The following is a 12,835-nucleotide window of genomic DNA, read 5'->3' as shown; positions in this document are numbered from 1 at the left end:
TTAATTTGATATGAAGGAATTAAAACTATTTTTCTACGTTTCTGATGATGACGATCTGTCCACCTTCTTTATTGGTGTTGATTCCGGAACCGTCAGGATTTTTGAATTTATCCAGCTGCCATGTATGAGAGTGGATATTCACTGAGAATGTATTTGGAATTCCGATGATGTCAGAAATATCAACCATTGCCCCGAATTCCCATGAACCGAATTTCTGCAGATCTCCGGATTGGTTGTAAGCAGTCTGCCATGCAGTATCATTTCTGTTGTGCTTCATGTTCAACCATGGTTTATACTGTTTTGTAGCGATATTCAGCTGCCAGATGTAAGAATCGTGGTTGGCATTTTTGTAATAAGAATCCCCATCTTCCTGGATGTATACAAAGTTTTCAGTCACACATAAGTTGTCAGGATTGATAAGATTATTTCCTGGATTGGAATCTCCTTCAGCAACCACTTCCAGCTTTCCTGTCAGCATATTGTTGGAGTTCAGAACAAGCTTATAAACTCTTCCCCACATCGTTAATCCAGTTTTCGGATTCACACCATCAGAAGATTCTCCGGTAGCGGTAAAGTAAATCTCTCTTCCTTTTCCTGCTCCTTTTCTGTAATCTACATCTTCCACTCTTGAAAAACGGATCGCATTATTATCAATGTTTTTCTGGTTGATCTGAGCTCCTGTAAGATTTTTGGCGTTAGGAATTTCAACGAATTCTACATCGTAGCTGCTTCCTTTCGTCATATCTGTTTCAGTATAGTTGCTGTTGGTTCTTTTTAAAGAATATAACTTTCCGTTATCAAGATCTCCCTGGGTATCGGCAACATACATGATTAATTGTCCTGCAGACTGGTGAGAAGAAGAATAAGACTGGTCTTCACCAATGATGATATAAGATTTTCCATTGGAAACATCTTTAGGAAGCGGAACTGCATTTTCCATTGAAGCCTTTCCTAAAGCTGGTTTTACTCTTGTCTTATCCGATGCCTGAGATATTGGTGCCAGTGGATTCAAAGCGTGAACCATACTTTCTTCACCAGATTCTCCGGCAGTAAGAAAAGCACTGAAACCGTGAGTTTCAGGAGTTGCCAATGTTGCGGAACATAATCTTGTCATTCCTCCGGTTCCATTTAAAATATATTCTCCTTTTACAGGCTTAAACGTTTTATCTAAATATACTCTTGATACAGATTGTTTGATCTCATGATTGGTGATCATCAGATAACCGTCAGAATTAGGATCTTTCATAATTCCCATACCATCCGGCTGACCTCCGAAAACGAAATCGGGAGAACCTGAAAGAACATCAGAGCTGGAAATAAGGGTAGTAATATTTAAATTTTCAAAACCAGGCATCCCAAAAACGAAAGCTGGTTCTTTAGAAAAATTTTCAATTTTGATTTTGTCATTGACAGGAGTGTCAGAGTTCCCGTTATTGTCATCATTGCAGCCTTGAAATACAAGGGAAGCAAAGAGTAGGGCTCCGATAGTTTTGTTAATTTTCATAAATAGGTTTTTTGAATTTCGATTATGACAAAACTAAAGGTATAGTGTTAACTAAGTTTTAAGAAGACAAAACAAATAGTTTAAGATTAGATGATGATTTGTTAAGATAAGGTCAATAATTAGAATGGATATAAATAAAATGTCTTATTTTCAATGATTTAATCGCTGGTGGATTTGTTTGAATAGTATACAGCTTTCCCAAATTATTTAATCTCTCACTGATTTCACGGATTACACAGATGTTTATGGAAAAGTATGCTTTATCTGATAGAAGCATGATTATTACATAAGCTTCGTCAGAATCAATGAAGTTGATTTCCTTCTTTGCCTCCTGAAATATAAAGTATTATAGAAAATACTTTGGTTTAAAAAAAACTATATTATTTAATAAAAACAGCCCCGGCTGTCTCGATTCCGAGACAGCCGGGGCTAAAATTTATAATAGATATTTCTATTTTAGATATTCAACGCTTTTTGGTAAGCGTTTTCCAACCCTTCAAGGTTTTTACCACCAGCTGTTGCGAAGCCTGGGTTTCCACCACCACCACCTTGGATTTCTTTTGCAAGATCCTTTACGATAGTGCCAGCCTGATAATCTGCAGCCAGATCATCAGAAACACCAACAGTAATCATTGGTTTTCCGTCTGCATCAGAAAGAATGATCGTTACAGAAGCAGGGATTTCTCTCTTCAGCTGGAATACAATGTCTTTTACAGAACCTGCATCCAGAGAAGTTTTCTTTACAAGAAGCTGTTTGTTGCCTTTCTGCTCATAAGCATTTTTCCATTCTCCGATTTCCCCTTTTGCTTTTTCCTTTTTAAGAGCATCTACTTCAGCCTTCAATGATGTATTTTCTTCGATCAGTTTCTCGATAGATCTTACCACATCTTTAGACTTTAATAATTGAGAAAGCTCAATAATCTGTTTTTCAAGATTGCTGAAATACTCTTCAGATTTATCTCCTGAAATCGCTTCAATCCTTCTGATTCCCGCAGCAGCAGAACCTTCAGAAGTGATTTTGAAATGACCGATTTCGCTGGTGTTTTTTACGTGAGTTCCTCCGCAAAGTTCTTTTGAACTTCCAAACTGGATCATTCTTACGCTGTCACCATATTTTTCACCAAATAAAGCCATTGCTCCTTTCTCCAGAGCTTCCTGGATCGGAATATTTCTGAATTCCTGTAAAGCAATACTTTCCTTGATTTTCTTATTTACTTTTTCTTCAATTAATGCCAGTTCTTCCTCTGTCATTTTATTGAAGTGAGAGAAGTCGAAACGTAGATAATCAGGACCTACATAAGACCCCTTCTGCTCTACGTGAGTACCTAAAACGTCTCTTAAAGCCTCGTGCAGAAGGTGAGTTACAGAGTGGTTTGCCTGAGAGTTTTTTCTTTCAGAAGCATTTACTTTAGCATAGAAAACAGCGCCTGCATCTTTCGGAAGACCGCTGATTAATGAAATGATCAATCCGTTTTCTTTTTTCGTTTCCAGTACTTCAAAGCTTTCAACAGCGTTCTCAAGAACACCTTTGTCTCCAACCTGTCCACCTCCTTCAGGATAGAAAGGGGAGCTGCTTAGTACTACCTGGTAAAATTCTCCGTCTTTATTTTCTACCTTTCTGTATCTGGTAATATACGTTTCAGATTCAGTCTGGTCATATCCTACAAAGGTTTCGGGCTTCGATTCAAGATTTACCCAGTCATATACTTTCTGAGCAGAATCAGCTTTTGAACGAAGTTTTTGTTTCTCCATCTCAGCTTTGAAACCTTCTTCATCAATCGTTAACCCTTTTTCTTCAGCAATGATTCTTGTTAAATCATCAGGGAAACCATAAGTATCATACAATTCAAAAACCTCTTCGCTTGGTAATACTTTCTGATTATTTGCAATAGTCTGCTGAATCAGTTTTTCAACTCTGATCAGACCGTTTTCAATTGTCTTTAAGAATGAATCTTCTTCACTTTTGATCACTTCAGCAACCAGTTTTCCTTGTTTTTCAAGTTCAGGGAAGAAAGGTCCCATTTGCTCCTGAAGAACAGCCACCAATTTGTAAAGGAAAGGCTCTTTCATATCCAGGAATCGGTAAGAATAAGAAATTCCTCTTCTTAAAATTCTTCTAATTACATAACCTGCACCTCCATTTGAAGGTAACTGTCCGTCTGCAATCGCAAAAGAAACCGCTCTGATGTGATCTACCACAACACGGATGGCAATATCTTTTTCGTCTTCTAAAATTCCTGTATATTTTTTACCTGAAAGTTCTTCAACTTTAGCAATAAGCGGTGTGAAAACGTCTGTATCATAGTTGGAAGACTTCCCTTGAAGCGCCATACAAAGACGTTCAAAGCCCATTCCCGTATCCACGTGCTGAGCAGGAAGCTTCTCTAACGATTTATCTGCTTTTCTGTTGAATTCCATGAAAACCAGGTTCCATACTTCTACAACCTGTGGGTGGTCATTATTTACCAGTTCAAGCCCTGAAACTTTAGCTTTTTCTTCCGGTGTTCTTAAGTCAACATGGATTTCTGAACACGGTCCGCACGGTCCGCTTTCACCCATTTCCCAGAAGTTATCTTTTTTATTTCCGTTGATAATTCTGTCTTCTGAAATGTGAGATTTCCAGAAATCATAAGCATCCTGATCTCTGTCCAGATTTTCAGAAGCATCACCTTCAAAAATCGTTACGTATAAATTTTCTTTTGGAATTCCGTATACTTCAGTCAGTAATTCCCAGGCAAAAGCAATAGCCTCTTTTTTGAAGTAATCCCCGAAAGACCAGTTTCCTAACATTTCAAACATGGTATGGTGGTAAGTATCTCTACCTACATCATCCAGGTCATTGTGCTTCCCTGAAACTCTAAGACACTTCTGTGTATCGGCAATTCTAGGGGCGGTAGGTGTTTTGTAGCCCAGGAAGAAATCCTTGAACTGCGTCATTCCGGAGTTGGAAAACATAAGGGTAGGGTCGTCTTTCAGCACAATAGGAGCTGAAGGAACGATAAGGTGCCCTTTACTTTTAAAATAGTCTAAAAATTTTTGACGTATTTCTTGTGATGTCATAGTATTGCTTTTGCTTTTTTTAATATCAAATTTTGATAAGATGCAAATTTAAGATTTTTAAGCGATTTGTAATAATTTTATGCTATGTTTTGAATGGGGATAGGTTGGACTAATGGATGTGTCGTAAACCTTATAGGTTTACGGTGTTCATAACAAGATTTAAAAATTTTATTTATCTTTCTGAAAATATTTGAGATAATTGAAAATGAAAGCGCGAATATTGGCTCAATGGGTAATCGGAATTACAATTGCTTATCCTATTTTTATTGTTCTGGTATATTTTTTTCAAGAATCTATTCCTGATGCTGTAACTTCTGTATTGGTGAATTTTTGTATTTATCTTATGATTCCTGTATTCATTATCGATTGGATTTTCTCTGTTTGGAGTTTAAAGTTAGAAAAGAAAAATATTGGATATTGGGCATTATTTCTTACAATAATTTATACACTTCTGTTTAGTATAGCACTATATTTGTTAAGAACCGTAAAGATGTGCTAATCTTGATTTTATTAAATTCGAATAAAAGTAAATGACAAAAGATGAAGAATTGAAAAGCTGGATAGAACAGTATTCCGGGCCGCTTCTGAAAAAAGCGCTTTACCTGCTTTCAAATAAGGAGGATGCTCAGGACGTAGTTCAGGAGGTTTTTCTCGCTGCCTACTCGGGATATGATTCTTTTGAAATGAAAAGCCAGCCTCTTACCTGGCTGATGGCTATTCTGAACAGGAAAACTGCTGATTTTTACCGAAAAAAATATAAATCAGAACCTAATATCAGACTCGATCATTTTTTTGATGAAACAGGATCATGGAAAAATAATGATATTTTAAATGACTGGAATGTATCGGGTGAAGGTAATGAACTTTTAGATAATCAGGATTTTAATAAAACATTAGAGGAATGTATTGAGGAATTGCCCTCCAGATGGAAGATTCTGCTTAAAATGTATTATATCGAAGAAAAAAAAGCACCGGAAGTAAGTCAGGAATTGAATGTTTCTACGACTAATCTTTGGAAGATACTTCAAAGAAGCCGGATACAGCTGAGAGAATGTCTGGAGTTTAACTGGTTTTCAAGATCGTAAATGAAATGATAAGAAAAATACTACATATCCTTTTTTTACCATGCAGTGAAGCAACATTGCTCATGGAAAAACATAATGCCGATACCATTTCTGCCAAAGAAAAAAGAAAACTTAACATCCACCTGATGATCTGTAAATGGTGCAGGATGTACAAACAAAAACTGGAAGTCCTGGATAAAGTTCTCGCCAAGACATTTTCTGAACAGAAAACCGAAATAAATGAATCTGAAATTCAGGATTTTAAAAATAAAATGATCGATAAATTAAATTTCTAAGAAAAATTCTGTCAGGATTGTGAAAAGGCTCCGACTATACTATTGAAAACAATAAAGTATTCAATTAAAATCTTAAAAACATGGTCGGAACAGTACAGGAATCTAAAAATCAATTCACCCGGACCGGGTATTATATCTCCCTTTTCGGAGCAGCTCTTATTTTGCTGTGGATCGGTATTTTCAAATTTACCCCTACAGAAGCAGCCGCAATAAAACCTTTGGTAGAAAACCATTTCTTAACTTTTTTCGTATATAAGATTATGAGCATTCAGGCAGTGTCAAATCTTATCGGAGTGATAGAAATTATCATTGCATTACTCCTGATATTTAGTGCGAAATTTGCTGTACTGAAGAAGTATGCAGGAATAGGAATGATAGTCATTTTTCTGGTAACATTAAGCTATTTGTTTACAACGCCGGGAATATGGAAAGTGGTGGATGGAGTTCCTGTGACAGATTTCTTTATTGTAAAAGACCTGATGCTTTTAGGATTTGGATTGATGCTCGTTCAAAATAATAAGTAATGAATAAAAAGGTAAAAATGAAAAATATATTAATTGTACTCGGAATCATTCTGGGTATAGCAGTCTTTGCTGCGGGATCCGGGCTTTTCAAAAAAAACAAGCCTAATGTAGTGGAAATAAAAAAAGAAAATGAGAAAATTATGGATAACAAAAACGTTAGAGAGATTTATTTTGCAGGCGGATGTTTCTGGGGAACAGAACATTTTTTTCAACAGATTCGTGGAGTTGTAGGAACAGATGTAGGGTATGCCAACGGGAATACTCAAAATCCTACCTATGAAGAAGTAGTAAGCCATACAACAGGTTTTGCTGAAACAGTGAAAGTGAAGTATGATCCCGAGCAGGTAGATCTGAAGCTGTTAATTGACCTTTATTTTAAAACCATTGATCCTACAAGCAAAGATCAACAGGGAAATGACAGAGGAAACCAGTACAGAACAGGAATCTATTTCACTAACAAAACAGATGAAGCCATTGTAAAAGAAGAAGTTCAGAAACTGGCAAAAAACTATAATAAGCCTTTATTGGTAGAAACTATTCCATTGAAAAACTTTTATAGAGCAGAAGATTACCATCAGGATTATCTGGATAAAAATCCGGGAGGATATTGCCACATTGAACCGGGACTTTTTGAAATGGCAAAAAAAGCAAATCCGCTTCCAAAGCCAGCCTACCAAAAACAGGATAAAAAAGTTTTAAAAGAAAAACTGACTGCAGAACAGTATAATGTTACTCAGGAAAACGGCACAGAAAGACCTTTTCAGAATGAATACTGGAATGAAACCCGCGAAGGAATTTATGTAGATATTACCACAGGAGAACCTTTGTTTATCTCTACAGATAAATTTGAATCCGGCTGTGGATGGCCAAGTTTCTCAAAACCTATTACAAAGGCTTTGATTGATGAAAAACTGGATCGTACTCACGGAATGGACAGAGTAGAAGTAAGAAGTAAAACCGGTGATGCCCACTTGGGACACGTTTTCACAGACGGTCCTACAGACAAAGGCGGACTTCGTTACTGTATCAACAGTGCTTCGCTGAAATTTATTCCAAAAGCTGAAATGGAAACAAAAGGATACGGAAAATATCTTCCGTTGTTAGATAAAAAGTAATATGAAAGGAAGGCTGCCAGATGGCAGCCTTTTTATTTTGAATTAATGATATAGTTGAAATCTTTCTTTGATGCTGAGCATGGAGATATTCAGAAATATCAGAAATCCAAATATAAAGAAGTAGATCTCCTTTGGAAGCGTTGTAAGAGCTGTTGTGATTTTTCCATAATAGTTATCAGTTTCTGCTGGTCCCCAATCTATAGTATCATTACAAAGTAAACATTCATATTCAGGATATTGCACCTTGGGATTAATATAGCTGTAAACAGCAAAAATATGTCCTGTTTTCTCCAGATCAACGGCATATTGATCTTGTTTGGCTATTGCTAAATCATTCAAAACAGAGACAAAATCACCATAGGTATTATTTTGATCTAAAATAAACTCAATACCAGATTCTTTCTCATTCCTTTTCTGGAGATTTTTCAGTTCATAAACATATGATTTTGAATTTTCTTTGGCAGTACCGGAAGCTATTTTTATCTTTTTGTAATCCCAGTTTCTGTAAGGTTCGAAACTTGCAAATGTATTTTTATCACCCTCTCTCTCTTTGGCAGGAAGCCCAATGTCAATAACGGAAACATTAATGTCTTCAAACTTTTGATTTCCATAATACCAAAAAAGAACAGGGATCAGTATGGCACTGATTAATCCGGGTATGTAGAATATTTTTTTCATGGTTAGTTTTTAACGAAACCTAATGAAAATTTTAAGCCAAAAAAAGTGATCCGAAACGAACCACTTTACAAATAATCTTTAAATATTTTAAATTATTCAATCTTTAAATTTTAAACATTGAAACCTACCAATCTCTTTTTCTCAGAATCCAGTACGATCCGAATATGAATAGAGCAGACCATACCAGACATGCAATAAGACTTTCTGTAGGGTAGTGGAACTCATATTTTACGCCCATCATTTTAGCCATATTTAATCTCATCATCGGATTAGGAATAAGGCTGGACATACTTTCCAACGGTAAAAGATGCGTGATGAAAAAGTCATTCTGAAGAATTTCATTTCTCTGTGGCCCCTGCATCCCTTTTACTTTTGAGAATACTTCCACAGCTGTTAAAATTCCTTCCCCAATCCAGAAAACAAAAAGAGCAAGAAATACAAACACTGATTTTCTCAGTAAAATGGAAAGAAACATTAAGAAACAGAAGAAAGTAAACAGTTTTACAAAGTAATTTCCAATAAAGAAAATCTCAGCAACAACCTTTGCAGATTCTTTTGTATTTGAATATTGATAACCAAGGAATATAGTAATACCCAATACAATCAATGTTGAAACGATCGTAAAAATACTTATCGTCAGTAGTTTTGAAGTAATGAATTCTTTTCTGCTTAATCCATCAATCGTATTCTGCTTGAACATTCGGTTGCTGAATTCCTGTGAAATAGAGAAAACAATGATCAATCCCAGGAAGATTTTCAATAAAGCCACAATCCATGTGGTGAAATTCCAGATTTCCGGGAAGTTATAAATTCCCTGTTCCTGTAAGTTAATCGTTCCTCCAAAAACATCAAAGTCAACCAATCCAATGAAAAGCAAAGCGATAAGAATGGCGAAATAAAGTATTGTGAAAACCTTAAACGGTTTGTAGTTCAGGTTTTTGTAGTATTCCAGTTTTAATAATTTTATCATGACTAATTGGTGTTTTTTACAAGTTCAAGGAATTGAGATTCAAGAGACAGTTTTTTCTTGGTCAAATGGGAAAGGTAAATCCCTTTTTCTGCCAGTTTCTGATTCATTGCTGAAGCTGAAATAGAAGTATCATCCCGGATCTGGGCCTTAATAAGATCACCTTCCTGATTAATGGAAGAGAACCATTGAAGTTCGTTCAATGCATTTAAAAGCAACGTATTGTTGTCAGCTTTCAGTTCAAAATATCCGTTGTTGGAAGTCATTTCATCCACTCTTCCGCAGTAGATGGAGTTTCCTTCTTTCAATACAATCACATGGCTGCAGATTTTTTCAATTTCATCCAAAAGGTGGCTGGCAATAATGATCGTGATCCCCTGTTTGGCAATATTACTGATGATTTCTCTGATCTGAATAATTCCTTCCGGATCCAGTCCGTTGGTTGGTTCATCTAATATCATCACTTCAGGGTTGTTTAGCATCGCGGAAGCAATTGCAAGACGCTGTTTCATTCCCAGAGAAAAGGTTTTGAACGTATCTTTTTTCCTTTCATACAGATTAACGGTTTTCAAGACTTCATCAATCCTTGAATAAGGAGCATTTTTAATTTCTGCTACAATTTTAAGATTGGTTTCTGCACTTAGATAAGGATAAAAGTTTGGTTGTTCGATAATTGCTCCGATCTTTTTTAAAGTTTCCGGATCTGTTCCTTTTTTTCCAAACCAGAACCAGTCTCCGCTGGTAGGATTAATCGTTGAAAGCAGCATCCCGAAAGTGGTGGATTTTCCACTTCCATTGGGACCCAAAAGCCCATAAACATTTCCTTTTTCGACATCAAAAGAAATATTGTTGACCACAACTCTTTTGAATTTCTTTGTCAAATTTTTTACTGATAAAATCTTTTCCATGTAATTTGTTTTACATAGTAGTAGTCTATATAAATTAGATAATGTTACAGAATTATCATAAATCAATATTAATTTATGGGTAAATACATTAAATTTGATAGAATTAATCAAGACTTATGAAGCTAATTGAACTGGCAGAAGAACTTAATGTTTCTGCAGAAGCCATAAAACAGTTTATACAGGATTTCGATCTGGAATTGGTAGAATGCATCAGTACCAATTTTGAAGTAAAAGACGATTTTGAAAAATTTGCCCGCGAAAATATAGACTTTTTAAGGTTGTACGAAAAAGACCTGGATAAGAATAAAACACTGGAACAGATTGCCAAAGTTATTAATCAGCCTAAAGAAAAGGTTGAAAAGGTGATTAAAGATAACAACCTCAATATTTTTGATAACGGCTTTTTCAAATCCTCGATATCAAGTTATGGAATTGATAACAAATTGGGAGGAAACTACCAGTTTGTCTATGATTATTTCGGGCATAAAACCAGCCTGCAGCAAAGGGATTTCATAGGATACAGAGACCTTTTCTTTTATACATCTACTGTTTTGGAACCTTTCCTGAATCCACAGCAGATCAAAGATTGGGGAATCAATAAACCTGCAGGAATTATCCTGTATGGCCCTCCGGGAAGCGGTAAAATATTCTGGGCCAATAAAATTGCTGAAATCATCGGATATCAGTTTAAAGAAGTCAAAAAACATTATTTAGGAACTTCCTTAATTGACGGGAATGAAATTAATTTCAGTGATTTCCTGCTGAGCATGATGAAGGAAAACAAAATGCTTCTTTTCATGGATGATTTTGATGAAATTATGATGCAGCGAAGAGCGGAAACAGATGTTGCATCCTGTAATCTTGAAGCTCAGGAGCTTATCCTTCATTATATCGGGAAATTTGAAAAAGAAGGTGTTCTGATGGTGGGCTCTGCCAATTCTGTCTCGGAAATTGATGAAGAAATTCTTGCTCCGGGAAGATTTGATGTGATGATCCCGATCTTTCCTCCTAATGCTTCAGAGCGTTCAGAAATCATTTTATATGCTATGACCAGAGGATTGGAAGAAGATTCTTTACTTTACAAAATACTGAAAAACAACAAAGCAGATAAAGTTCCTTTCTGGCATGAAATATCTTCAAAAATGAAAGCATTCAGCAATACGATGCTGATAGATTTTACACAAAGTTTAAAGAAAAGAATTAAAAACCTTTATCAGAGAACCCGAAACGAGAAGCTGAAAATTGATCAGAATCTTTTGAGCGGAGCCTTAAGAGATGCAGGTTCCAAGCTTACTGAAGAATATCTGGATCAGGTAGCCAGATTCTTAGCCGATGCTATTATCAATAATTTTGATGATTTTAAGTTCAGAATTCAGGCATTAAAGAGCGAACTGGAAACTTATAGAGTTGTTGAAGAACCACAAAGAGCCATCGGTTTTCAGCATAATGAGGAGGAGAAAGATAAGGGGTAATAGGGTTTAGAGTTCAAGGTTTAAAGTTTAAAGTTTGAGGTTTCTGGTTTTATGATCTATCTTTTACCAGATATGAATTTGTCATGAATACATTTTACTTTTTTACATGAATACATTTTATAAAAATCACTCATGAACAGCATCTGGGAACTGGAAACTTTCTACAGGAAAAGAGATATCATTATCATTGGTGCCGGGTTTTCCGGGCTTTGGACAGCAATATCTATCAAAGAGAAATATCCTGAAAAGTCGATTTTAATTATTGAGCGGAATGCCATTCCTCTGGGAGCTTCAACGAGGAATGCCGGGTTTGCCTGTTTCGGAAGCCTTACTGAAGTGATTGCTGATTCACAGAAAATGGGTTGGGAGAAAACACTGGAGCTTGTTAAAATGAGATTTGACGGACTTCAGAAAATTCAGCATTATTTTAAAAATGATGAAATTGATTTTGAACTTACTGGCGGCTATGAAATTTTAAATAATGAAGAACCTTTATTCTATCTCGATTCCGTTAATGAAAAGCTGAAAGCAATAACTGGTCTGGATAAAACCTATACTTTGAAACAGGACAAAATAAAGAAATTCGGGTTGGAAAAATCTGCATTTCTGATTGAAAACCCTTGTGAAGGGAGTCTGCATTCAGGAAAACTGTTGCAGAAACTGCTTGAAAAGTGCCATGAGCTGAAAGTAGAATTTTTATTCGGAACAGAAGTTGGAAATATTGAAGAAACAGCTAATGAGATTGAGGTTTGTCTTTCCGGTGATCTTTCTGTAAAAGCAGATAAAGTGATCTATTGTACCAACGCTTTCACTTCCAGGTTTCTGGAAAAAGAAAATATCATTCCTGCCCGTGGACAGATTCTTCTGACAGAACCCATAGAAGGATTGAAGCTGAAAGGAACTTTTCACTATGATGAAGGGTATTATTATTTCAGGAATCTCGGAAACCGGGTGTTATTGGGTGGTGGAAGAAATCAGGATTTTGAAACAGAAGAAACAACGGCTTTTGAAACGACAGAATTTCTACAAAATCATTTGGAAAACTTTTTAAAAGAAGTCATACTTCCTTATAAAGACTTTAAAATAGCACTCCGATGGTCAGGAATTATGGCTATGGGTGATGAAAAATCACCTATTGTAAAACAACTTTCAGAAAGACAGTTTTGCGCGGTAAGACTTTCAGGGATGGGCGTTGCTCTGGCTCCTAAGATGGGTGAAATAATGGCTGATATGATTTAAAATAAAGA

11 protein-coding genes are annotated in these 12,835 nt (G+C 35.9%); 6 read left to right on the top strand and 5 right to left on the bottom strand.

Translation table 11 applies throughout. The features are described 5' to 3' along the window. Positions 1-25 precede the first annotated feature (25 nt). Both ACLMCG_RS06565 and alaS read right to left on the bottom strand, forming a co-directional pair. Positions 26-1,504 (bottom strand): hypothetical protein, encoded by a 1,479-nt coding sequence (locus ACLMCG_RS06565; protein ID WP_413959245.1) that lies wholly within the window; start codon positions 1,502-1,504, stop codon positions 26-28. Positions 1,505-1,960: 456 nt separating this feature from the next. Next, positions 1,961-4,564: an alanine--tRNA ligase gene (gene alaS, locus ACLMCG_RS06560; RefSeq protein WP_223600451.1), complete on the bottom strand. Its 2,604-nt coding sequence runs from the start codon at positions 4,562-4,564 to the stop codon at positions 1,961-1,963. Between the two features lie 530 nt (positions 4,565-5,094). Here alaS and ACLMCG_RS06555 point away from each other — a divergent pair. The 4 genes from ACLMCG_RS06555 to msrB all read left to right on the top strand — a co-directional run bounded on the left by ACLMCG_RS06555 (position 5,095) and on the right by msrB (position 7,563). After that, complete coding sequence (locus ACLMCG_RS06555) at positions 5,095-5,649, top strand: sigma-70 family RNA polymerase sigma factor (RefSeq protein WP_413959244.1); 555 nt, start codon at positions 5,095-5,097, stop codon at positions 5,647-5,649. Between the two features lie 62 nt (positions 5,650-5,711). After that, positions 5,712-5,924: a hypothetical protein gene (locus tag ACLMCG_RS06550; RefSeq protein WP_413959243.1), complete on the top strand. Its 213-nt coding sequence runs from the start codon at positions 5,712-5,714 to the stop codon at positions 5,922-5,924. 80 nt (positions 5,925-6,004) lie between these two features. Continuing rightward, positions 6,005-6,448 carry a DUF417 family protein gene (locus ACLMCG_RS06545; protein WP_413959242.1) on the top strand — a complete coding sequence of 148 codons (444 nt, stop codon included), beginning with the start codon at positions 6,005-6,007 and terminating at the stop codon, positions 6,446-6,448. Between the two features lie 17 nt (positions 6,449-6,465). After that, positions 6,466-7,563: a peptide-methionine (R)-S-oxide reductase MsrB gene (msrB, locus tag ACLMCG_RS06540; protein ID WP_413959241.1), complete on the top strand. Its 1,098-nt coding sequence runs from the start codon at positions 6,466-6,468 to the stop codon at positions 7,561-7,563. Positions 7,564-7,605: 42 nt separating this feature from the next. On the opposite strand, the gene ACLMCG_RS06535 is transcribed toward msrB, so the two are convergent. The 3 genes from ACLMCG_RS06535 to ACLMCG_RS06525 form a co-directional block, all read right to left on the bottom strand. Continuing rightward, positions 7,606-8,241, bottom strand: coding sequence for a hypothetical protein (locus tag ACLMCG_RS06535; protein ID WP_413959240.1), 636 nt, complete (start codon positions 8,239-8,241; stop codon positions 7,606-7,608). 124 nt (positions 8,242-8,365) lie between these two features. Further along, complete coding sequence (locus ACLMCG_RS06530) at positions 8,366-9,211, bottom strand: ABC transporter permease (RefSeq protein WP_413959239.1); 846 nt, start codon at positions 9,209-9,211, stop codon at positions 8,366-8,368. Positions 9,212-9,213: 2 nt separating this feature from the next. Next, the gene (locus ACLMCG_RS06525; protein WP_413959238.1) at positions 9,214-10,116 is read right to left on the bottom strand and encodes an ABC transporter ATP-binding protein; all 903 of its coding nucleotides are present in this window, start codon (positions 10,114-10,116) and stop codon (positions 9,214-9,216) included. Positions 10,117-10,232: 116 nt separating this feature from the next. Between ACLMCG_RS06525 and ACLMCG_RS06520 the strand changes: the two genes are divergently transcribed. After that, positions 10,233-11,588, top strand: a complete 1,356-nt coding sequence (locus ACLMCG_RS06520) for an ATP-binding protein (RefSeq protein WP_413959237.1) — start codon at positions 10,233-10,235, stop codon at positions 11,586-11,588. A 132-nt stretch (positions 11,589-11,720) separates the two neighbouring features. Beyond that, positions 11,721-12,827: an NAD(P)/FAD-dependent oxidoreductase gene (locus ACLMCG_RS06515; protein WP_413959236.1), complete on the top strand. Its 1,107-nt coding sequence runs from the start codon at positions 11,721-11,723 to the stop codon at positions 12,825-12,827. Positions 12,828-12,835: the final 8 nt, after the last annotated feature.

Origin of the sequence: Chryseobacterium sp. S90 (assembly GCF_047444895.1) — a bacterium.
GTDB lineage: Bacteria > Bacteroidota > Bacteroidia > Flavobacteriales > Weeksellaceae > Chryseobacterium.
The sequence above is the reverse complement of the archived record's forward strand: the minus strand, read 5'-3'. Positions and strand labels throughout refer to the sequence as shown.